General features: G+C 37.6%; 18 protein-coding genes and 1 riboswitch. Of the genes, 6 read left to right on the top strand and 12 right to left on the bottom strand.

Annotated elements, in window-relative coordinates; all coding sequences use genetic code 11:
* Positions 1 to 9: 9 nt before the first annotated feature.
* From J0M37_05145 to J0M37_05135, 3 genes are read right to left on the bottom strand one after another with little or no spacing between them, the layout of a single operon-like run.
* Positions 10 to 567 (bottom strand): hypothetical protein, encoded by a 558-nt coding sequence (locus J0M37_05145; GenBank protein ID MBN8584461.1) that lies wholly within the window; start codon positions 565 to 567, stop codon positions 10 to 12.
* Between the two features lie 16 nt (positions 568 to 583).
* Positions 584 to 2,572: a TonB-dependent receptor gene (locus J0M37_05140; GenBank protein MBN8584460.1), complete on the bottom strand. Its 1,989-nt coding sequence runs from the start codon at positions 2,570 to 2,572 to the stop codon at positions 584 to 586.
* Positions 2,572 to 3,651, bottom strand: coding sequence for a hypothetical protein (locus J0M37_05135; GenBank protein ID MBN8584459.1), 1,080 nt, complete (start codon positions 3,649 to 3,651; stop codon positions 2,572 to 2,574). The genes J0M37_05140 and J0M37_05135 overlap by 1 nt, the downstream gene beginning before the upstream one ends.
* Positions 3,652 to 3,809: 158 nt before the next feature.
* A riboswitch (cobalamin riboswitch) is annotated at positions 3,810 to 4,023 on the bottom strand.
* A gap of 202 nt (positions 4,024 to 4,225) precedes the next feature.
* Here J0M37_05135 and J0M37_05130 point away from each other — a divergent pair.
* From J0M37_05130 to J0M37_05120, 3 genes are read left to right on the top strand one after another with little or no spacing between them, the layout of a single operon-like run.
* Positions 4,226 to 5,575: an FAD-binding oxidoreductase gene (locus tag J0M37_05130; GenBank protein ID MBN8584458.1), complete on the top strand. Its 1,350-nt coding sequence runs from the start codon at positions 4,226 to 4,228 to the stop codon at positions 5,573 to 5,575.
* Positions 5,563 to 6,300, top strand: coding sequence for an SDR family oxidoreductase (locus J0M37_05125; GenBank protein MBN8584457.1), 738 nt, complete (start codon positions 5,563 to 5,565; stop codon positions 6,298 to 6,300). The genes J0M37_05130 and J0M37_05125 overlap by 13 nt, the downstream gene beginning before the upstream one ends.
* Positions 6,301 to 6,328: 28 nt before the next feature.
* Entirely contained in the window at positions 6,329 to 7,303 is a 975-nt protein-coding gene (locus J0M37_05120; GenBank protein MBN8584456.1) for a deoxyhypusine synthase family protein, read from the top strand.
* A gap of 3 nt (positions 7,304 to 7,306) precedes the next feature.
* On the opposite strand, the gene J0M37_05115 is transcribed toward J0M37_05120, so the two are convergent.
* Positions 7,307 to 7,654, bottom strand: coding sequence for a hypothetical protein (locus J0M37_05115; protein MBN8584455.1), 348 nt, complete (start codon positions 7,652 to 7,654; stop codon positions 7,307 to 7,309).
* A 9-nt stretch (positions 7,655 to 7,663) separates the two neighbouring features.
* Positions 7,664 to 8,446 carry a hypothetical protein gene (locus J0M37_05110; GenBank protein ID MBN8584454.1) on the bottom strand — a complete coding sequence of 261 codons (783 nt, stop codon included), beginning with the start codon at positions 8,444 to 8,446 and terminating at the stop codon, positions 7,664 to 7,666.
* 275 nt (positions 8,447 to 8,721) lie between these two features.
* On the opposite strand from J0M37_05110, the gene J0M37_05105 reads away from it, so the two are divergent.
* The 3 genes from J0M37_05105 to J0M37_05095 are packed head-to-tail and all read left to right on the top strand — an operon-like array spanning position 8,722 to position 11,557.
* Positions 8,722 to 9,795 (top strand): YdcF family protein, encoded by a 1,074-nt coding sequence (locus J0M37_05105; GenBank protein ID MBN8584453.1) that lies wholly within the window; start codon positions 8,722 to 8,724, stop codon positions 9,793 to 9,795.
* Between the two features lie 15 nt (positions 9,796 to 9,810).
* The gene (gene nusB, locus J0M37_05100; GenBank protein MBN8584452.1) at positions 9,811 to 10,278 is read left to right on the top strand and encodes a transcription antitermination factor NusB; all 468 of its coding nucleotides are present in this window, start codon (positions 9,811 to 9,813) and stop codon (positions 10,276 to 10,278) included.
* A gap of 34 nt (positions 10,279 to 10,312) precedes the next feature.
* Entirely contained in the window at positions 10,313 to 11,557 is a 1,245-nt protein-coding gene (locus J0M37_05095; GenBank protein MBN8584451.1) for an MFS transporter, read from the top strand.
* A 22-nt stretch (positions 11,558 to 11,579) separates the two neighbouring features.
* On the opposite strand, the gene J0M37_05090 is transcribed toward J0M37_05095, so the two are convergent.
* From J0M37_05090 to J0M37_05060, 7 genes are all read right to left on the bottom strand, one after another.
* Positions 11,580 to 12,437, bottom strand: a complete 858-nt coding sequence (locus J0M37_05090) for a hypothetical protein (GenBank protein ID MBN8584450.1) — start codon at positions 12,435 to 12,437, stop codon at positions 11,580 to 11,582.
* A 153-nt stretch (positions 12,438 to 12,590) separates the two neighbouring features.
* Positions 12,591 to 14,243 carry a T9SS type A sorting domain-containing protein gene (locus J0M37_05085; protein MBN8584449.1) on the bottom strand — a complete coding sequence of 551 codons (1,653 nt, stop codon included), beginning with the start codon at positions 14,241 to 14,243 and terminating at the stop codon, positions 12,591 to 12,593.
* 205 nt (positions 14,244 to 14,448) lie between these two features.
* Complete coding sequence (locus J0M37_05080; protein MBN8584448.1) at positions 14,449 to 17,232, bottom strand: TonB-dependent receptor; 2,784 nt, start codon at positions 17,230 to 17,232, stop codon at positions 14,449 to 14,451.
* Positions 17,233 to 17,480: 248 nt separating this feature from the next.
* On the bottom strand, positions 17,481 to 17,966 hold the full coding sequence (locus J0M37_05075; protein ID MBN8584447.1) for a thioredoxin family protein: 486 nt from the start codon (positions 17,964 to 17,966) through the stop codon (positions 17,481 to 17,483).
* 50 nt (positions 17,967 to 18,016) lie between these two features.
* Entirely contained in the window at positions 18,017 to 19,078 is a 1,062-nt protein-coding gene (locus tag J0M37_05070; protein MBN8584446.1) for a glycosyltransferase family 9 protein, read from the bottom strand.
* Between the two features lie 47 nt (positions 19,079 to 19,125).
* Positions 19,126 to 19,839, bottom strand: coding sequence for an endonuclease III (locus J0M37_05065; protein ID MBN8584445.1), 714 nt, complete (start codon positions 19,837 to 19,839; stop codon positions 19,126 to 19,128).
* A 155-nt stretch (positions 19,840 to 19,994) separates the two neighbouring features.
* Positions 19,995 to 22,121, bottom strand: coding sequence for a helix-hairpin-helix domain-containing protein (locus J0M37_05060; GenBank protein ID MBN8584444.1), 2,127 nt, complete (start codon positions 22,119 to 22,121; stop codon positions 19,995 to 19,997).
* Positions 22,122 to 23,118: the final 997 nt, after the last annotated feature.

The following is a 23,118-nucleotide window of genomic DNA, read 5'->3' as shown; positions in this document are numbered from 1 at the left end:
TATTGAGATTTATTTCCTGATCTTTGCTTCTTTTAATTCCGCGGTGCCGGCAAATCTTGTCACCAATTCATATATACCGAACATTGCTGTTACATAAAAAAGGTCTCCGCCAAGTGAATTGCGGAAGAACGGAATTGCCATTGTATAGCACTCTATTAAACCTTTTAAATTCATTTCATAGAACATTCCGCTGAGCCATACCCCGAAATTGGTTACAATAAAAAACACTATTGAAGATACAAGCGTTGTACCTGCAATGTATCCCGCTTTTGAAAGTCCCTGTTTTGTTTCAACCCTTTTCTTAAGCCAAAGTCCTATAAAGGCAACTAAAGCAAATGCACCGTAAACCCATTCAATACCGGCATAAAAACCGATGAAGATATCGCTTAAGAGCATTGCAGCTATTGGTAATATGAAAGCGTATTTTTTATCCATGTATACGGCGGCAAAAAGCGCAATAGCCGCAACAGGTGCAAAGTTCATAGGATGCGGGATAAGCCTTGAAAAGGCCGCGAAGAGAATTAATACTGCAGCAATAATAAAGTTTGTCATTTTAGAGTTATTCATTTTAAAATTTCTCCTGTTATTGATATTTTATATTTATTTCTATTTTATAATTCCTGAGCGGCATCGGGTATCCCGGCAGCACAGAATAATCTTCATTCAGAATATTATTTACTATAAATCTTACACCTGTTTCAAACCCTGAAAATTTAAATCCAGCCCCTATATTTCCGTCCAAAACGTCATACCTTGGGATAAACTGCGTATTTTCAAAATTTGTATACCTTCTGGTAGAAAAATTATAAAACAGGCTAAAAGATACATATTTTAATAATTTACTTGTAGTCAAATAATTCATCATAAAAGATGCTTTTACCATCTCTTTAGGCAGATAAATCAATTGTTTGCCGTATGTTGGATCTCCCGGAAAATCCTCACTTTTTTTAATGGTTCTTCCAAAACTGTAATTGAAACCTATGTTTGCCAGCAAAAATTTGTTAAGCTTAAATTCACTTCTAATGCCTGCATCTAACCCTTCGGAAAGTACTTTCTGTATATTTACAGGCCGCCAGATCGTACCTGAAACCGGGGTCCATACTATTCTGTCTTTTGTTAAAATATTATAGTATGAAACTTCCAGCTCATTTACACCTGCAAAATTGAATTTATAATACAAGCCGGCATCAAAACTAAGTGATCTTTCTGGTCTAAGCTCTTTATTGCCAACATCCTTCCAGTACAGCTCATTAAAAGTAGGCGCACTGAAATTATTTCCTAATGAAGATTTAATATGAAATTCAGTTTCTCCGAACAGTTTAATATTAATACCGAATTTACCTGTTAATACATTATGATCAGAAATATTTGAATAATAATCATATCTCAGGCTGGGGTAAATCGTCATTACTGCGCCGTTTGATAAATTAAGAACATACTTTGATACAGCAAACACTGCAAGCTGCGCGGCTTTTCCTTCTTCAGTTTCATTGCTTGACATATTATCAAGGTTCAGCTCGATACCGGACTCCAGGCTGAGCTTTGGATTAAACACTAAGCTAAAATTGCTGAACGAGCTCAGCCTGTGTAGTTTGTAAAAACTGTTAATTACAGCAGTTAGATTATATGTTGCCGGATCATAATACTTCTGCAGCTGGTACTGGTAATTTATTCCGCTTTTGGAATATATTTTTTTTGATATTTTTCTATCAAACAAAAAGCCTGTCATAGCAATATTATCTTCCTGCCTTGCGGTTCCGGTTGAGTAACCCAAAAACACTCCGGGCACTCCGCGCTCAAACGATGAATACTTCGCGAAATACTTCAGAGTCATTTTATCACTATTAGTATACTTAACATCGCATTTCACTGATTGTGAATTAAAATCAGAGTTCTCTCTTTCATATTCAGTAATGTTGAGTCCGTTTTTAAAATTGAACTTAAACTCATTGGCAGCCCTTTCATCAGTTACAGAAGCATTATATGAAAGTCTTTGCCCTGAACCCAGATCAGAGCTTTGAGTAATGTTAACATAAAACTTCCTGTAGCCGTATGAACCCAACTGACCTTTAAAATTCAAACTGAACGGTTTTTTAGAACCTCGGGAAGTTATTATATTTATCACACCGCCAATTGCATCGCTGCCGTAGAGAGCTGATGAACCGCCCTTGGATATTTCAATGCGTTCAATATCTTCAAGATCGAACAAAGAAAGGTCATACTGCGCATTCTGCCGGCTGTTAAGCCTGATGCCGTCTATCAGCACCAAAGTATGCTCGCTTTGCGTTGCGTTGAGTGAAATTGTTTTAGTACCTGAATTAAACCCGTAATCCTTGATAAACACCGCATCACTTAAGCTTAATGCATCGGGCAGGCGGGAGCCGTTTAGCCTTTTAAGTAATTCATTATCAATGACCTGTATCTTATTCGGCGCTTCTGAATTTTTCATCTTCAGGCGGTTTGATTCAACCACAATTTCATCAGTCACAACGCTATCCTGCCCCGAAGCAATTATCTCCCGGGCATGAATAACGATGATTAATATAAATAGTATTACTATATTTTTAATCATTAATGCTTGAATGCAAATCTCCTTGGATACTTGCCCCCTATATCAGGATATGATTTATATAATGTGCCTGAAGTATCATATACTCTTACTTCACCGTTATTATTGCCTTTTGAAATTGCAATGTAAATCTTGTTTTCAACGGCATCATAATCTATACCGTAAATTACATCTGTGCCTGTAACTGAAACATTAAAACCGGGGTCTATGGTTTTATTCACAAGATCAACTTTATATATACTTTTTCCTTCCATGTACTGAAATGCAGTATCAGTCCCAAGTACATACATGGTATTTGCGCTTCCTGATGCAAGGTAGCCTATACCTGCCTGTGTTACAGGCATACTGATTGAATCAACAATCTGTGCTGAAGCGGCATCAACAACAAACAGTTTTTTGTATCCAAAAGTCGAAACGAATATTTTGCCTGTATTTAAAGCTATAGATACGGGCGGTCCCTGAAAAAATAATTTGCTAACCTGGTTGGATGAATTGATTACTGCTAGTGAATTTTCAAAAGTAAAAGATTGCTTGCCCACAAAAACATTTCCGCCTGCAAACAGTATATCCCCGGGATTAAAGCCTACAGAGAGTGAATCAATAACTGTGCCAAAGTTCATATCAGTTACTTTAACATAATCACTTCCTGTATTTGTGATATAAATATTACCGTTTGCGAAAGCAAAATTATAGGGGTTGTTGCCTATACTTGGCGCAGATGTAATAAGCTGGTTATTTGAAGAGTTTATTTTGTACATAGAGCCCGGCTGGCCGAAAGTACCCTGAGCTGCGATAAATAATTCATTACCTGAAAGAACCATACCGTTCGGGAATGAATTTAAAGCTGAGCCCCCGTTTGAATTTTGATAAACATTAGAATATACAGAATCACTTGAAATATCAATAAACGCATAATCATAGGATTGCGGCTGGCCGAATGCACCTTCATAGAGAACAAATACGCCTTTTGTTGAAGTAACAGGATTATTGTTTACAATATCCTCATCGCCGCAGCCGTTGAGTGATGTTAAAATAAAAAACGAAGTGATAAACAGAAGTAAAGCAGAAGTTAACTTTTTCATATTTTCTCCCGATGAAAAAAGTTTTGTTATTAAAATTGGTTGATTATAAATAACAACTCCCTGTACCTAAATGACCAAACGAATAAAAAATATACATTGTCATATAGAAACAGGGAGTCCCGTTTATTTTAATAACATGTAATCTTTACCCTCGAAGATCATTAAAAAGTATTTCCGGCAGGTCTCCTGGCTTAAAAGCAATTTCCGGTAAAGTCTTCCCGTCAGTTTTATTTGACAGTGACAAAAACATAACCGGTCTTCTTTATTACAGTTGCGGGGACAGCTCAGGATTATTCATTAACTATAGTATAATTCACCTGATTCCCTATTATTCACTGTTTAAATAAGTGAACCGAAAACAATATCCGTCTTTAAAAACGGAGTATTACAAAGAACTGTTATACAATAATAATGATATATGTCTTAATATTAAAGTTAATGAAATTTCTCAATTTTTCTGTCCTGCTGCTTTTTGTCATCATACTACCCAATTTCTAAATTTCTTATCATTTTATATTTTACGATATTTACAGCTTAATATACAGGAGATTTTGCTTTCAATACGCAGAAACTTATGAAATTTGAAGAAATTGAGCTCTCGGGCTTCGGAAAGTACCCCAAGGCTAAATGCAGGGTAACGCGCCCTCCCGGGATATTTGATTTAAGCGAACTGCTCAAAAATAATTCAGTAATTCCCCGCGGCCTTGGCCGCAGCTACGGCGATGCCTCGCTGAATGATAAAGGCGTAGTTTCAGAATCACTCCTTATGAACCGATTTATATCGTTTGATGAAAATAAGGGCATTTTGAGATGTGAAGCCGGTGTAACTTATAAAGACCTGCTTGAAACTTTCGTGATAAGAGGCTGGTTTCCAGGTGTTACACCGGGAACCAAATATGTAACAATGGGCGGAGCAATTGCAAGCGATGTTCATGGTAAGAACCACCATAAGGTCGGTTCATTTTCAAGTTATGTATTAAGCTTTAAAATACTTCTTGCTTCAGGAGAAATACTTGAATGCTCGCGAAGCGAGCACAGCGACCTGTATTGGGCAACAGTTGGCGGTATGGGTTTAACAGGCTTTATTCTTGAGTGCGAAATTCAGCTTAAGAAAATTACATCGCCGTATATTTTTAATAAGGCAATAAAGCTCGGTAACCTGGACGCTTTATTTGATAAGATCGAAGAATTCAGTGATGACTACCATTATTCTGTTGCATGGATAGATGTAGTTGCCAAAGGAAGCAGCTACGGCAGGGGCATCCTGCTGCTTGGCAATAACGCGGAAATGGAAGAGCTTCCTGAAAAGCTGAAAAAGAAATCTCTTTTAAAATATATAGAAAAAAAGATTGCAGTGCCGTTTGAAATTCCTTTCAACGCGCTGAATAAAATGACAGTGAGCCTGTTCAATGCAGGTATCTACATGACTGCCCGCAATACAGAAGACTACCAGCATTATGATAAATATTTTTACCCGCTGGATTTTGTTCTTGACTGGAACCACATTTACAGCAAAAACGGACTGATACAGTACCAGCTGAATGTACCGCTTGAAAAAGGCAGGGAAGCAATTGATAAAGTGCTCAAAACCGTAGTTTCATACGGCGGCGGTTCATTTCTTGCAGTAATAAAAAAAATGGGAAACCAGGAAGGCATCTTATCCTTCCCCTTTGAAGGCTATACTCTTTCCATGGATTTCCCTGTAAAAAAAGGAACAATTGAAATGTGCAGTCAGCTCGATAAGATAGTGATGGAATACGGCGGCAGAACATACCTGACAAAGGATTCTATACTTGATGAAAAAACCTTTAAGCAAATGTACAGCGGCCACTGGGAAAAATGGATGAAAATAAAAATGAAATATGATCCTGATAACAAATTCACTTCAAACCTCGGAAGGAGAATAGGCTTATGTCTCTCCTAGTCCTTGGAGCTAACTCACTTATTGCGCAGGCTGCAGCATCTCATTTCGCTGAAGCAGGGCATGAAATAATTTTCGGAGGCAGAAAGCAGGATGAGCCTGAAAAATACGCCAATGATTTCAGTATAAGATATAAAACAAAATGCCGCGCCGAATATATTGACGCACTTGATTATCCTTCTCATAAAAAATTCATAGAAGATGTGCTTGCAAAAACTCCGGATCTTGAATATGTTTTAATTGTATTCGGTTATTTAGGCACACAGGAAAAAGCGCAATCAGATTTTACCGAAGCGCACAGGATAATTGATACAAATTACACAGGTGTTGTTTCTGTTTGCGAGCTGCTGGCAGCGGAATTTGAAACTGTAAAAAAAGGCAATATCGCCGTGATATCATCAGTAGCCGGAGATAGAGGCAGGCAAAGCAATTATATGTACGGCTCAGCCAAAGGCGGGTTAACGGTATATCTTTCAGGCCTACGGAACCGCTTATTTAAAAGCGGGGTAAATGTATTGACTATTAAGCCGGGTTTTGTCAACACTCCGATGACATACGGAATGCCTCTGCCGAAACCGCTTGTAGCATCACCTGAAAAAGTAGGCAGGGATATTTACAAGGCTATGATAAAGCGGAAAAGTGTGATCTACACTCCATTTTATTGGAGGTGGATAATGCTGATCATAACTTCAATTCCTGAATTCATATTTAAGAAATTAAAACTATAAAATCATAATCTTCAAAGGGGAAAAACAAATGACACGCGGTCCTATTTCACAATTCATGGAAAAGCATTACCTTCACTTCAATTCTGCTGCAATGATGGATGCTGCAAAAGCATACGAAGTTCATCTTGCAGAAGGCGGAAAGATGATGATAACTCTTGCTGGCGCTATGAGCACCGGTGAGCTTGGCATATCTCTTGCAGAAATGATAAGAAATGACAAAGTACAGATAATTTCATGCACCGGCGCAAACCTTGAAGAGGACTTAATGAACCTTGTGGCACATTCACATTACAAACGCGTGCCTAACTACCGTGACCTGACACCGAAGGAAGAATGGGAGCTGCTGGAAAAAGGCCTGAACCGCGTAACTGATACATGCATACCCGAAGAAGAAGCGTTCCGCAGGCTGCAGAAACATATTTATGAATTATGGAAGGATGCCGATACTAAAGGTGAGCGTTACTTTCCGCATGAGTATATGTATAAAATGATATTAAGCGGTGTGCTTGAGCAGTATTATGAAATTGACCCTAAAAATTCATGGATGATAGCTGCAGCAGAAAAGAATCTGCCTATAATCGTACCCGGCTGGGAAGATTCCACAATGGGTAATATATTCGCTTCATACTGCATTAAAGGTGAGCTTAAGGCTTCAACTATGAAATCAGGGATTGAATACATGGTAACATTAAGTGAGTGGTACCGGAAAAATTCCGGCGGCAAGGGTGTTGGCTTCTTCCAGATAGGCGGAGGAATAGCGGGTGATTTCCCGATATGCGTTGTACCTATGATGTACCAGGATCTTGAATGGCACGATGTTCCGTTCTGGAGCTATTTCTGCCAGATATCCGATTCAACAACAAGCTACGGGTCATATTCCGGCGCAGTGCCAAATGAAAAAATTACATGGGGCAAGCTTGATATAAACACTCCAAAATTCATTGTGGAAAGCGATGCAACAATTGTCGCTCCGCTAATGTTCGCATGGATCTTAGGCTGGTAGGTTTTATTTTTTACAATTAGCTGATAAATAGCCGAGTATTAAACTGTATTCATCTTTGTTTAGCTCGGCTTTTTCTTTCATCTCTTCAAGATTCTCTTTCCACTGCTTCAGTTTGTAATCCTTCGGTTCATATAACATATGGCATTTCTGGCATTTCTTTTCGTAGAGTGATCTGCCTTCGGCAAGTTTTATTTTTTTAAGCTCAAGCGAATCCGCTGTTAACTTAACTGAATCCGTTGTTTTCAATGAATCTGAAATAATGATGTTTGCAGTATCACTTTTTAAGTCATACTGCAAATAAAAAAATCCGCACAACAATGATGCTGTTAATATTTTATAAAATATCTTCAATATTATAATTTACAGTCTGAAGGAAAACAGCATTCTGGTTTCAAGCTTTTCGCGTTCGCCGAGCACAAGGTTAGTTTCACCTGTTTTTCCTTTAAGCGCTGTTATCTGCGGAAGTACAGTTAAGGTTAACCACCAGTCTGGCTGAGAAAACGATATAACCGGACCGGCAAACAGTGCTGAGTGCTCCATTTCACCTTTTACAAACTGGTTATGGCTGCGCACTTCTATGCCTGCAGCAAATGAACTTGAAATATCATAGCTCCACCCAAGTCCGCCTTCGAATACCATTTCGGTTTCCGGCGTATGAGAGCCAAGCTCCCATTCATTTTCAAAAACAAGATTAAGGGCAAACAGATTCTTTTTTATCTTCTTATCAAATATAAGCTTTGCTTCAAGCTCTGCTTCATCTGTGTTCAGTCCAACCTCACCGTATAATGCAAATCCAACTGCATCTTTAGAAGGACTTGATACCTGGTATTTCCATTCGCTTGAAATTCCTTTAAATTCAAATTTACTTACCATACCTGAACCGTTATCCTGGCTGGTATTTCTGAAATTCAGATAAAAAGCTGTTTGCAGCCTGTTTGTAATGCCCCATTCAAATTCCATACGGTGTTCAGTTCTTGCATAATACGGGATATCTTTGCCTATCCTGGCTGTTGTCCATATTTCAAGCTCGCGGTTGCCTTTGCCCAGTACGCCGCTTTGGTAAATATATCCGAACTTACGTTCATTTGAATAAATATTTAATGCAGTAATAAATAAAACGATAATTAGTATTGTTCTTTTCATAAAATAATTAAATTTTTTGGACAGGCTGAATTAAACCACTATGCCTTTGGGTTTGTTTTCTACTTGACGAAAAATCAGCCTGTCCTTTAAATATTAGACTGATTTAGTCCAATATTGGCTGTTTTAATTTTTTTTATCAATTCACATATAAAAGACTTGAAATTATCAAATATTCAATTCAGACTAATTTAGTCTTATATATTGGAAATTACACGTAATTTATAAGCTAAGTTTGTATATTTATATTATAATTTTGATAAAATTCACAAAAACGATTGGAAAAGAATAAAAGATCCGGCAACACAATTTTGATAATATGGCTGATATGTTATGAGGTCTTTATTTTGGCATTCATGGAAGCTTATAAATACTGGCTGAATTCAGGTTACACTACTATGGCTTCAAGAAGCTTTATTTCACATTTTTTCACAAACTTTAATATTCTTTATACAGGGAATCTGTTTTGGATAACGATTTGTCTTATCTCGATAATTGCAATATTCAATATTGCGCTGCAATCAGCAAAGGTTAACAAAAATGCGCTCAGGACTCTCGCAGTATTTTCTTTCATATCTCTTGCATTAATAGCATTTGCATTTTTTCAGGGCAGAATTCCCAGGGAAACGTTTTATGAAAATATTGTTTCGCTGTCGCAAAAAGGAATTCAGACAATTTCATTATCGGTCTTTGCGGTATTACATTTGTTTATAGCAGTATCCGCATGTGTGATCTCATTTTCGGTTTTAATGAGATTTTATATTTTCAGAAGTATATGGATTACTTTGATAATTATGGCAACAGCTTACGGCACAGTTTTCCTGTTCGCTTATAACTATTCAGATGATTATTTAACACTGAAAAACACAAAAAAAACAGTTGATGCAGGAACGGTGCTGGGAGCAGCTGTTTGGGGCGGCAACAGGCCATCACCAGTATTACGCGAAAGAATAAATAAGGGATATGAGCTTTATTCTGCAGGTACTATCAAAAATATTATTTTAACAGGCGGCGGCGCGCCCGGAGAAATGACAGAAGCTGAGGTTTCAAAAAATGAGCTGCTTAAAAAAGGCGTACCTGAAAGAAATATTTTCATAGAAAATAAGTCAAACTCTACCCTTGAGCAGATTCTGTACCTTAACAATAACCTGTATAAAAAAAACAACTGGAAGGATATTGTAATTATCAGTGATAACTTTCACCTGCTGCGTACAAAACAGATATGTAAATTCTTCGGCATTAACGCTTATACAGTCGCTTCAGAAACTCCCCTTTCAACAGAATCATCATTCAATTTCTGTATTAAGGAAAGTTTTGCAGTAATTTTGTTCTGGTTATTTGGTATAGGATAAATTATCTTTGTACTTATGGCATTAACAAGAAGACATTTACGCGAAAAATCTCTGCAGGTATTGTATGCTTACAAGCTTACCGGTGACCCTATAGACCAGGTTAAACAGCAGCAGCTGGAAGAGCTTGATAAAAAAGATGACAGAAAGTTCTGTGAAGAACTCATAAAGAACACAATTGAAAACGACGAAAAATACGAAACTATCATAACAGAAACAGTTGATAACTGGGATATGGAGCGTATTGCCCTGATCGATTCTATTATTATAAAAATGTGCCTTACTGAATTTTTCCATTTTGAAGATATTCCGCCGAAAGTTTCTATCAATGAATCGATCGATATAGCAAAGGATTTCAGCACACGTAATTCGGGCAAGTTTGTTAATGGTGTTCTTGACGCAATTCTTGATAAGCTTCAGAAAGAAAATCTAATCACAAAAAAAGGTAAAGGTTTAATAACCGGTAAAAAACACCCTGTCAGCTGAAGCAGAATAATCGTAAAATTTAATCTTTTAATAAATGGCAGAACCTTCATCCCCAAAAAAATGGTTTACCAAAGATGTTTTTAACTGGTCCCTTTTCGATTTTGCCAATTCAACTTTTGCAACAATAATTGTTGCCTTTGTTTATGCAATTTACTTCAAAAAGGTAGTTGCCTCTAACCAGCCTGTGGGAGATCTGTATTGGTCAACTGCTATAAATATATCAATGATACTTGTTGCAGTTTTAAGCCCGGTTCTGGGGGCAGCAAGCGACTATTACAGCAGCAAAAAGAAATACCTCTTTTTCTTCACTTTCCTTTGTATCATTTCAACAGCGCTGCTGTATTTCATAACAGAAGGTATGATACTTTGGGGTATGATACTATTTATTCTGGCAAATACCGGATTCCAGGCCGGACTCGGATTCTATGACGCCTTTATTAAAGAAATTTCAGAATTTAAAAATTACAACAAAGTATCTTCACTTGGCTACGCTGTTGGCTATTTAGGCTCACTGGCTTCACTGGCTGCCGTAATAGTTCTGCAGGAGACCCCAAGACTGACATTTATTGCATGCGCAATAATGTTTTTCATTTTTTCACTGCCGATCTTTCTTTTTGTTAAGGAAAAGAAGAAGGATATCATTGGTGAGCATCCCAATTTTATGAAAATCGGCTTTAAACGAACACTGGATACTTTAAAACATATTAAGAATTATAAAAACATCAGGATATTCCTGTTATCTTATTTCCTTTACATTGATGGTGTGAACACCATTATCTTTTTTTCAGCAAATTTTGCGCAAACAACACTTAACTTTTCAATTGCCGATCTTATTTTATTTTTTATCATTGTACAGGTAACAGCCCTTCTGGGTTCATTTTTATTTGGCTGGATAGCGGATAAAACCGGCACTAAAAAAACACTGATATTCATTATAATAAGCTGGGCTGTATTGACACTTTCTGTTTATTTTGCCAATGATAAAACCACTTTCCTGATTATCGGAGCGTTTGCCGGTACATTTCTTGGTTCATCTCAGGCGCTTTCGCGCAGCTTTTTCGGCAGGCTTATTCCTGATGAAAAGAAAACAGAACTGTATGGTTTTTACAGTCTGTTTGAAAAAACTTCAACTATACTCGGCCCGTTAACTTTCGGGCTTATATCATGGCTTACAGGAAACCAGAGATTTGCTGTACTAGCAATAATAATATTCTTCGTTGCCGGATTGATATTATTCCTTAAGGTAAAAGAAAACCCCGCTGAAATAAGCGGGGTTTAAAAAAATATATTTAATTTTTAACTTATTTCTTGGTTTTGCCTAAAAATATAGTAGCTCCAAGATAAAATTCCATTGCGCCTATATTTCTGTCTTTAGATAGATTTGAATTAAGATCGGTAGCTGCTTTATCAAGCAGGTTCATTTTATTCTGTTCATTCAGAAAGTCAGATTTCTTACCTATCAGGTTATACAATTTATATTTAGCACCAAATGTTATACCTGCAGATTTTCCAAACCTTATCGTAGCTCCAACTCCTGCGCCAAATCCAAGTCTTACATCTGATTTTATTGTGAATCCTGTTTCAGCACCCGGAGTATTTGATGCAGGTGCATTAGGTGAGGTCTGTCTGTATGTACCTGTGATCACGCTCATCAAAAACTCAACGCCGATGTGGGGATACCACATTCTTTTTTTCTTATCGACATTTGTAAAAGCATATTCAAAACCAGCGCCAAAGAACGGGATCCTCAAATACATCTTTGAGCTGCCCGGCGCAGATGTTGGAATAGAATCATTTCTGTATGGATAGCCGCCTTCAATTAAATTATTACCAATATAAGCGGTATTATCATCCTTAGCCTGCATCTGGGTAAACCCTAAAGATACATACGGTCTGTACTGGCCCTGAGGTCCTAACCCGAATTTTAAATTAAAAGAAGCGCCCCAGCCGATTTTTGTACCGAAATTCTTAAATGAAAAGAATTCGCCAATATTGTTTCCTTTTGATTCCTGAAGTGGTAATGTAAAATTTGGAGCAATATCAATTGTAAATGTAGGTGATTTCCAGTTCTTGGATTTTGTTTTCACCTGTGCATTTGCAGTATTAACTACCACAAATGAAAGTAACAAGAACAAAACAGTAAATTTTGCTAATCTCATTTTTTTTCTCCTTTTTGTTGTTTGATTCCCCTTTTGAATATGCTAATTTAACAGAAATTTATTTTAAAAACAAACTTTTATTTTAAAAATAAAAAAACCCCGATTACACGGGGTTTTGGGGAAATATTATGAATAAAATACTAAATTTGTGTATTATTTAACTAAAACAAGTTTTTTAGTATCTACAAATGTTGAATTGTTTCCATCAACTGTTAATCTATAAAGATAAACACCGCTAGGTAAGTTTGCTGCGTTATAGTTAACTGCATACTGGCCGGCTATAAGCTCTTCGCTTACAAGTGTTGCTACTTCTCTGCCAAGTATATCAAATACAACCAGCTTTGCAAATCCGTTAGAAGCAACATCAAACTTAATGTTTGTGGTTGGGTTGAACGGGTTAGGATAATTCTGCTGCAAGTTGAATGATTTTGGTACAACATTGCTTATCGGTGAAATTCCGATAGGACCTTTATAATTTACTGTATCAGGTCTGAAGTTTGTCCAGTCGTTAGCCCATGTGCTGTTCTGGTCAAATGCGCCGCGGTATGTTGTTGTTGTGAAGAACGGATCATTCATTCCCGGCAATGTGAAGTTCGCACCATTTAAAGCAGGTGAGCCTGCTGCAGGAAAGAAATTTCCTGGTAAATAATTACCTGTTACAACACCTGCATACGGACTTGAAAGTAAAGCTCCTGTGATAGCGGCAAATACCGTGTTATTTGAATTGGTATATCCTGAAGCATCAAAGCTACAGCCTGCATTTGTTGAGCCGGCGAGTGTGTATAATCCTGCAAGTACATTTGCTTTTACCCTGGATGTATCATTTTGAACAGCACATGTAGTACCTGAGCCGTCATAATACATTCCAGTGGGCCATCCCATTATTACTGAATTAACAACGCTTATCAGTGAATTCCTTCTTAAATGCCCGGCCCTGGTATAATTCGGGTTAACAACAGATGTATCATACTGTTTCGGGCCGATAGATGTTACATTTGAAAAAATCGGCTGGGTTCTGGGATTGTTATAATTCGGGCCGTTATTATTATCTGATTCAAAGCAGGTTGAGCCGCTTACATCTGCAATAGAAGGTTTTCTGACGCTTAACAGGAACTGCAGCTTACCCCGGTAACCGAAATCTGTATCAAATTCATCATCTACCGGGAAATATGATATTAAATATTTGCAATTCACCGTGCCGCCAAACCATTCAAACGAATCATCTCCATTATATGCCACCATTACATATTCAATTGTAGTCGCTGAGCCTACACCACCCATTGTTAAACCATTGATCTCATTGTTTGGGGAAAGTGCAATACCTGAATACTCTATCCTCACATATCTGAATGTACCTGAATTATCAGCATCATTTGTACCGCCGTAATAAACTGAAGGTGAAATTCCTTCAATTGCAGCGGTATCAGCACCTGATGCGGTGTTTATTCTTGCTCTTCCTAATATTACAATCCCGCCCCAGTCACCTGCTGATCTTGAGCCAACCGGCTGAGCGCTTGTGAATATAATTGGAGATGTTGATGAACCGGTAGCATTTATAGTTCCGCCTCTTTCAATAACGAGGGTTCCTTTGGAGTTTTTATCGCCAAGTATTTGTGTTCCGGCAGGAATGTTAAGTGTTGCGCCGGCTTTCACAAACACAGTACCAAGCATTAAGTACCTTTTTGAACTTTGAAGTGTAACAGTTGAAGTTATGCTGCCGGATAAAGTATCTGTCCAGTTACTGGCAAATACAGCTGACCCTGTAAATAATACAAACATAGCAGCTAATAGAAATTTTCTAAGCATTTTTAATCCTTTCTCTGGGTTTGCTTGAGTTCTGATTTTGATTTTGTTTATAACAAATTTAAGATTTGAGTGTTAGGGTGCCAATAAGAAAATGTTAATGTATCGTGAATATATCTTAACTGAAAATAAAAAATCCCGCTGATTTAGCGGGATTTCAGCATACATCTTAATTTATTCTTAACAAATCATATCAAAAATTGTCTTCTTAATACTTGAATGAAAGGCTAAGTGAGTAACCGGTCCCGGCATTGAATTTTTTAAACATTTCTTCTTTACCGTTAACCTGCTGTGTGAACAGGTAATCCTGTGCTAATATATCTTTTACAGAAAGCTTTATTTCAAAATTTTTGAATAATTTCTGAATCACTGATATATCCACAACATCCCTGCCATTTTCTTCAATATCTGATAGACCTTCCAGGCCCACTTCAGATATTCTTTTGCCGAACCTGTTGTAAGATAAATTCACGCTTGTTCCAAGATCAGCGTTATCATAGTAGAGACCCAGGTTAATTGTATAAGGAGACTGTCCCTGAAGCCTTCTTTCGAGGTTTGTTACTGTTGAACCAATACCGGAAAGATCTACTTTTGAATTAATAACGGATATATTCGCATTAAGTGAAAAATATTTCATGTGTTTGGTAATAAAGCCTAAATTCTTTCTGGCTTCAAGCTCAATTCCGTAATTGTTAGCCCCGCCTTTTGCATTCTGGTAGGTTTTAATCCTGTTATCACCACCGGAGTTCGGAACAAAAACTTCTTCAATTGGTGAATCGAATTTTTTATAGAAAAGACTAACAGAAATAATTTCTCCTGCATACGGGAAATATTCAAACCTGAGGTCATAATTCCTTATTAGGTTTCTTTCGAGCTCAGGGTTACCAATTGTAAAGATCTGCTCGGTAAAATCATAAAAGCTGAAGGGTGCAATTTCCCTGAATTCAGGCCTTGAAATAGACTGGTAATACCCTGCTCTCAAATTAATCTGAGAATTTAACGCATATGTTAAATTAATTGAAGGAAGTACATCATTCTTATTAACATTCCTCTGGATCGGATCGCCGATCTGGTCATAAGAATTAAGCCTGCTTAAATTTGATTCAAGCCTTGCGCCGATAACCGTTCTTAACTTGCCAACCGGTACATCAAACATTAAAAATCCTGCTGCAAGATCCTCTGTTGCATTGTACGCATCAGACTTCCTTGTCAGCTCATAATATAATATCTTGTTTGTATCTATATTTTCAGGCATGAAGAGTGAATCAGGTGAAAGATAAAACAGCCCGAAATTATTCGCATCCATCAGCTTGGGCGCAAACAGGCGCGCTGAAAAATCCCTTGAGCTTCTGTTATAAAAAACTCCGAGCTTTGTTTTAACTTCAATCTTTTTTGCGGGTTTAAAGCTGAACTCAAAATTCGATTCAGCAGAACGGTTAATATCTTTTAACCATGAAAAGAACCTTCCGCCGCCGAGGGAATTAGGTTCGCCGGTACTAAGCGCAGCGTAAAATCTGCCTTCTGTACCAATTTCCTTCTGGTACCTTAATGTCTTGTAATCAGGCTCATTCCTGTCAGCTTCTGAATATGCTGCTTTCCATGAAATTCTGAGCTTGCCCAGCTTGCTGATAAAATGCTCGCCGGAAAGCTGGGAAGAAAGCATGTTTCTTTCCACAAACCGGGTGGAGTACAGCTTTCTTTCCTGTGTCTGGGGATTATTAAAACCTTCCTGGTAATCAGTTTCATCTTCAGAGTTGAAAACATAGGTGTTTTTAAAGCTGAACTTGTTATTTTCTCCAGCCCTGAAGCTTAAATTGAATAAACCGCCCCATAAAACAGAGTACTCAGACTGGCTGCCTGTATATTTTGACTCAAGCAAACCATCGGTCTGGTAGCTTTGCCTTTCCATACTTTTTGAACTGAATGAATTGCTGTAAGTATAAGCTCCAAATACTCCCAGGTTATTTGATTTACCTATTAGGAAGTTATTGCCAAGTGAAAGCTGAAAACCGCCGTTAACCGGGGCTGTTGAATTTTCCTGAGCCCAGTTGTTGGTTAAAGCGCGGCTGAATGATTTAACTTCCTGTACATTGTAATTGGATGAAAGTACTGTTTGCCCGGGGAAAATTGAGGGAAGCTGCCTTGTGCCGTTATCCATACCTGAGTTAAAGAATAAAAACTTTTTTTCTCCGGCATTATATGTTAAAAAGTTTTCACCTGTAGAAATTGTATTGTACGAGCTTGAAGTTGTAAAATTCAATGAAAGCTGGTCAGGGAAATCTTTGGTTGTTACCTGTACAAGTCCGCCTGAAAAATTACCTACAAGATCAGGTGTATATGATTTTGAAATCACAATATTATCAAGCAGGTTGCTTGGAAAAAGATCAAAAGAAAAAGCTTTTTTATCCGGGTCAGTGCTGGGAAGTATAACGCCGTTCAGCGTAGTTGAACTGTACCTTTCATTAGTACCTCTTACAAATACGAATTTATTATCAACAATCGATACACCTACTACTCTTTTTAATACATCAGAGCTTGTTGCATCAGCGGTTCTTTTTATCTGCTGGCTTGATATACCGTCCTGGATATTTTCAGCTTTTTGCTGCTTCAGCAGCAGCGCAGCATCGTTATTCTGTATCCTGGTTGCCTCTATAGTAACAGTATCGGTCAAAGTACCTTCAGGCTGAAGCACAAAATCCAGGCTTACCACTTCACCTTCTTTTAATTTTACATTAACACTTTGCGATACATAACCTACGTAGGAAGCCTTAACATTTACCTCACCTGAGGCAATATTTTCGAATGAAAATTTTCCGTCAAGATCAGATGCAGTCCCTTTATTTATTGTTTCAATTTTAATTACTGCATCAGGCAGTACGCTGCCGTTCGTTCCGTCAAGGACTTTGCCGGTGATCTTTCCGTTTTGAGCAAAAATATTCAATGAAAACGAGATCATTACTGCTGCGAATAAAAGTATATATTTACTCTTCATTTTAATTGTATAATTCCTTTTAATAATTTAATTATACAAAAATTGTTAAATTGGATTAATCTTGTATGAGTGTAATGTTTGGATAAAATTAAGATAAAACAGAAAATTTTCGCAATTTTAAGGTTTGCCTAACTTAAAGCTAACAAAATTTAATTAAACTTAATAAACCTGCTGCAACTTTCTTAACAAAACATAAGGCAGGTATTACCTGCCTTTACTTTTTTTAAAGGTGCGGAATAAAAACGATTTTATATTATCTTGCTGAGATCAACATCTTTGTATTTACCATCCCTGAAATAGATCAGCAGCTTTTTAAACTCATCGGTTTTTATATAACCGGGAACGTTCTTCATTGGATAGCTGTCATAGCTGAATGTTATAAGTTTTCCGTCCGGTTCAAGAAAAATTGTGGTAGGAAAGCTGAACACTTCAAAATAGTATGATAGCTCTTCTTCTGTATACTGCTTGCCGTTATATGTAAGCTTATTTTTACCTTCTGCGTTTAGCTTAACCAGGACAAAGTTATCTTCGAGCAGCTTTTTCACTTCAGAGTTACTGTAAGCCTCAGCATCCATTTTTTTGCACCAGCCGCACCAGTCTGTGTAAACATCAACAACAACACGTTTATTTTCTGCTGCCGCTTTTTTCAGGGCATCTTCAAAATCATTTTGTGCAAATAAACCAGCGGTTTGAACTAAAAACAAAAGAACTGCAAAAAACCTGAATTTATACAATTTATTATTCCTTCTAATTTTAACAACTTATAATGAAACCGATGCAATAATTAAACGGTGTTACTGTTGGATTTGGTTCCAATAGGTCCATATATCTTCATAAATTCCATGAGTTTGCTGTACACAAACTCTGTATCAAGATCTTTCATGCATTTATGGGAATGTGGGCACTCTGAGAGCTGAGTTAAATTACAGCCAAGGCAGCTTAAAGTTTCATTTTTAAGAACAATTGAATTTTCAATTAAAGGACCCTGCAGGTGCGAATTTGTTGGACCAAAAATTGCAGCCGTATTTGTACCGGTTATCCATGAAAAATGCATCGGCCCTGTATCGTTTGTTACAAACAGATCACACCTCTTTATTAAAGCCGCCATATACTTAAGGTTTACACCCGGGATCAAAAGCGCATTTTCACCGATCTGATCTTTGATCTTTTGTGCTGTTTCTTTTTCTTCGCCGTAACCCCAGAAAAGCAGTATGCGGCTTTCTTTAGAAAACATTTTTCCAAGCTCTGCCCACTTTTCAGGATACCATACTTTTGTTGGCCATGTGCCGCTTGGATTAAAACCAATTACCTGCTTACCATCCAGATTGTTTTCCTTGAAAAAATCATCAGCAAATTCAGTATGCACACCATTAAGATAGATTTTCGGAGTATTTGTAATAATATCAAGTCCTAAAGCCCGCAGGGCATCAATGTTGAATTCAACGTTATGAACTTCTCCCCCGCGCGGCTTTACTTTTATATTATATGCAAGTGAGCGCCAGCCGAAACGGAAACCGACCCTGTACTTCGCATCGCTGTTAAAAGTAATTATCGCAGTCCGTGGATTTCCGAACAGATCTATAATGAGGTCATACTTTTGTTTATGTATATTTCTTATCAGGCAGTATGAACTGTCCCCTTTTCCGATATCGTATGTAAGTACCCTGTTCAAAAAAGGATTACCTATCAGGACTTCACGGCAATAGCTTTGTGTAAGATAATTAATTTCGGCATCGGGAAAGTTATGACGCAGGTTTTCTATCACCGGTGTTGAAAGAAGCACATCACCGATAGCGCCCTGCTTGATAATAAGTATCTTATTTATTTTATGCTTTTCGAAATGCAATTTTTTTGTTTTAGCCTGTTTGCAGCAAAATTAAGTTTAAAATCAGCTTATACATGTTCCAGAATAATGAAATTATTGTCAGCAGGTTCCGGGTTGCTTAATAATGCATATTTTTCTTTTTCGCTGAACTCACACAGATCGTAAAGCCTGCACTTGCCGCAAAGCGGCCTTTGAGCCCTGCATATCTTTCTGCCGAACCTGATCAACAGTGTGTGAAGCAGGAATTTTTTACCTTCAGGTATCTTACTGTTTGCCTGCTCAAAAGTTTTAACAGGTGTTAACGCTTTAACAATCCCAAGCCGGTTCAAAACACGGTGAACGTGGGTATCAACAGGAAATACATCTCTTCCGAGCGAGAAGGCAAGTACGCATGAGATGGTTTTAATACCAATGCCTTTATATTTCAGCAGATCTTCATAAATATCTTCATTCGAAAATTTTTTGAGGTAATTAAGGCTAAGCTTACCGTGTTTTTTTTTCAGCTCTTTAAGAAGTCCTTTAATTGCGGCTGATTTCTGGTTTGTGAGCCCGCATACCTTTACTGCATTTTTTATCTTAATCAGCGGTGCCTCAAGGACATCATCCCAGTTACCAATATTATTTTTAAGATTTTTAAATGCTATATAACTTGTTTTATCTGTGGTATTTTGGGAAAGCATCGTAGCTATAAGTATATCCAGCGGATCAGCTTTGGAGGGTTTTGGCTCAAGCCCCGGAAACTCCTGCTGAAGCAGCGATATTATAGAGTTAATTTTATCCAATAAGAAGGTGATTTGAAAATGTTAAGGTATAAAAAAATTGTTTATAGTTATTTGGTCTTCGACTCACTGCTCAGACCGACATTGCTTTTTGGTCTTCGACTCCGCTCAGACCGACATAGGCTTTAACTGTCAGGTATTAAGACCGGTAAAATTAATCAGAACTTAATATCAAGCTGAAGGGAGAACCTGTTTTTCAGGTCGCCCATTATCTCATCGTTGCCGGAACCTGTGGATTTAGCGCCATCGATAATTGTTTCTGCGTATTTTGCTGAAAGCTCCAGGAATTTATATGGACGGTATTTCAGCATCAGGTACCACCTTCTGCCTTTTCCGTACAATCCCTGGTTGGATACAACTCCGTTAAGCTCATTTTCATATTCGTAAATACGGGAATCATACGAATCCGTCTGGAATATTATAAATCTTCCGTCAAGAACAATATCTTTTACCGGCACTACACGGAAATCAGAAAAGAACATTAGCCCTTTTTCAGAGGGATTGTATCCCTGGTAATCAACAAAAACATATTCAAACCGGCTGCGTACCCTGAAGGTTTTGAATATATCGTAATCAAACTGCAGCCTGTAGTTAGTTTGAGCGCGGTCATATATCCTGTCTTCTTCCAGTCCGTTCGGGGTAATAAAATCGGTTACATCTTCTTTAATTTCATTTTTGTACTTGGTATATAAAGTAAGGTTACGGCTTACATTCCACTGGGTATATGTCATAAAATCCCTGCCGGTGGTAGGCACGGGGTTAAAGAAAGTAGCATACGGAAACTTATACTGGTCATAATAAGCATTGATAATTGCAAGCTTGCCAATTTTGAAACGGATGCCTGAATAAATACCAAATTCATTTTGCGATACACCGCTTTGCTCACCGAAGCCATATGAATGGAGGCTGATAAAATTCTTTGGATAATTTCTTATCATAAAGACCACATCAGCAAGCTTATAGAAAAGGAATTTAACCCCGGTTACACCGCCTACAATATCAGTATAGCTTCTTGTCCACTCCCCAAAAACGTTTACATTTTTGTGTACAATATCAAAATCAACGCCCAGCGCATTTGAATTTGAGCCTGAAAACTCATAGAGACCCTTATATTCAAACGGCTTATCAAATTTACTGTTGTAGTAAGTTAACCCTATTTTAGTGGTTCCGAAAATCTTTGATTCATAGAACAGCCTGCCGCCGTAAAGCTTTTCTTTACCGGCATTTTTTCTGTTAATTTCTGATTGTGTTCTGTGATACCCGTCGATATAATCACTTGATAACTGGTTAAGTGTAGTATCGATCGATGCATCAAGGCTGTTGTTTGAATAAAAACCGAAGAGGCTGATATCACCCAGTGATGTCGGAAGCTTCAGCTTGCCTGCAACACCGCGGAAATACTGGACTTCATTGACTGAATTATATGAATCGATATCATCGCCTTTTTTCTTCATGCCTGAAACAGCATCGCTGCTTTTTGAAAATGAATATGAGCCCCAGAGAGTAATACCCTGCCCGAACTCAAGAGTGTAGTCACCAACAAGTAATTGATTTAATATCAGGCCTGATTTCATTTCAGCGAATCCCCCTACATGATCTGCCCAGTTCAGCTCACCCGGATCTTTTTCAGCAAGAATGCTTCCTGTAAAAATGTAGCCGGCGTTTGCATACCTTGCAACAAGCCTGTTGTAGAATTTGGGTCTTGGCCCTAAATAATTAGCCGGGGGAAGATAACCCCTGCTTGGCTGAAGGTCATTGCTGAAACGTGTGCGCATTTCAAAATTTATACGGCTGAAAAATCCTTTTTTATTATCCTTCAGCTTCTGAACTATTCCGAATTCATCTTTAATAAAATCAACCTGTGAGCTTTTTACAATAACATATTTTTTTATTTTTTCATAAGTATCATCATCTATTCCTTCTACATATCTCAGTTCAGCTATAGTATAAAATTTGGTGTTCTTGATCCTGTATTGCAGGATCTTAGTAGCAATTATTGCGTCAATATAAGGTATTTTTTGCAGGTCGTTGGTATTAGCTGAATTCAGATCTACCGGGTTAGCCTCGAGCTGCAGAAGCTGCTCAAGCAGCTTTGAATCTTCGGCGTCTTCTGTCTGGCTTTCCAGCAGGTTTTCAATATCGCCGTTATCGCGCGCATCAACAGTATCGCCGGTAACTTTTACGCTATCGGTAAGCTGCTTTATCGAGTCGTTTTGCGCAAAACCTGTAAAAATCCACAAAAAAAGGAACAGTACAGGAAATATGTATTTTAAGTAATTTGACAAATTTTGAGTTGATTAGTCATAAATATAGAAAAAAATTATGAAAGGTTTTAAGAATATATTAGCCCATTGTATACCTCACCCCTCTACGAGTCTGCAACTCGAAGAGTCGTAGACCAACCCCTCTCCTATAATAGGAGAGGGGAGAAAAGCGGGAAACTTCTATGCATTCCTGAAGAACAACAAGCAATTTCAACAGTGTCCGACCTCATATGTATGATAACCCAAACATAATAGGCTATAACCCGAAATTTTAAGATTGCTCCCATAAAAAATGAAACTGTGAAATTCTAATCATTGATAATTTTTTAAAGGTTGACCGATTAGAATGGCGAATCCGTAATATAATTGCAGGAATTCCAGCCTTTGGGTATGTTTTGACTGACAGCTTAGAAAGCTGGAAAAGTTTAAAATTATACAGAATTCGCATTTTCTAATCTTTCGGGTTTATGAAAAAATTCTAAATTCTACAGGTATCAAATTTTAAAGGAAAATGTATATGCATATAGCATACTACCTGTAATATAATATATGCATTTAACATAATCAAGCCAGGGCTAAGTTATATTATGTAACGTTCCCAAACTAGAGTTTGGGAACGAGAATAAATGAGAAAATGAAGAATTTACTTTCCCAAAATCCCCCATCGCAGTTATATGGTTTTTATAAATTATTGAAATATTGAAGTGAGATTCAGAGTGTTAGATCTACTCCCCCTTTTCAAAGGGGATTTGAATAAATATTGTATTGGTAACAGCCGCTAACTTCAAAAGTCCAAAAAGAATTGATAAAAAAGCCTGGACATAAGAAGTGAGGAACACGGAACACACGGATTAAGCTGATTCTCACCGATTTCTATCCGTGTAAATCAGCTTAATCAGTGTAATCTGTGTTCAAAAAAAACCTGGCAGGTGTTAAAGACCTGCCGGGTTTTAACGTTCCCAAACCGGAGTTTGGGAACGAAAGAACCGGAATATGTCCGAAGGACTCTTTTGGAGGG

It is taken from the genome of Ignavibacteria bacterium (assembly GCA_017303675.1).
Lineage (GTDB): Bacteria > Bacteroidota > Ignavibacteria > Tepidaquicellales > OLB5 > OLB5.
Note: the sequence above shows the minus strand (reverse complement) of the source record. Positions and strands in the feature narration are given on the sequence as shown.

Bases quoted from the DNA above. Each gene is read 5' to 3' on its own strand.
- J0M37_05145 (MBN8584461.1), bottom strand. From the start codon at position 567: ATGAATAACTCTAAAATGACAAACTTTATTATTGCTGCAGTATTAATT.
- J0M37_05140 (MBN8584460.1), bottom strand. From the start codon at position 2,572: ATGATTAAAAATATAGTAATACTATTTATATTAATCATCGTTATTCAT.
- J0M37_05135 (MBN8584459.1), bottom strand. From the start codon at position 3,651: ATGAAAAAGTTAACTTCTGCTTTACTTCTGTTTATCACTTCGTTTTTT.
- J0M37_05130 (MBN8584458.1), top strand. From the start codon at position 4,226: ATGAAATTTGAAGAAATTGAGCTCTCGGGCTTCGGAAAGTACCCCAAG.
- J0M37_05125 (MBN8584457.1), top strand. From the start codon at position 5,563: ATGTCTCTCCTAGTCCTTGGAGCTAACTCACTTATTGCGCAGGCTGCA.
- J0M37_05120 (MBN8584456.1), top strand. From the start codon at position 6,329: ATGACACGCGGTCCTATTTCACAATTCATGGAAAAGCATTACCTTCAC.
- J0M37_05110 (MBN8584454.1), bottom strand. From the start codon at position 8,446: ATGAAAAGAACAATACTAATTATCGTTTTATTTATTACTGCATTAAAT.
- nusB (MBN8584452.1), top strand. From the start codon at position 9,811: ATGGCATTAACAAGAAGACATTTACGCGAAAAATCTCTGCAGGTATTG.
- J0M37_05095 (MBN8584451.1), top strand. From the start codon at position 10,313: ATGGCAGAACCTTCATCCCCAAAAAAATGGTTTACCAAAGATGTTTTT.
- J0M37_05090 (MBN8584450.1), bottom strand. From the start codon at position 12,437: ATGAGATTAGCAAAATTTACTGTTTTGTTCTTGTTACTTTCATTTGTG.
- J0M37_05085 (MBN8584449.1), bottom strand. From the start codon at position 14,243: ATGCTTAGAAAATTTCTATTAGCTGCTATGTTTGTATTATTTACAGGG.
- J0M37_05080 (MBN8584448.1), bottom strand. From the start codon at position 17,232: ATGAAGAGTAAATATATACTTTTATTCGCAGCAGTAATGATCTCGTTT.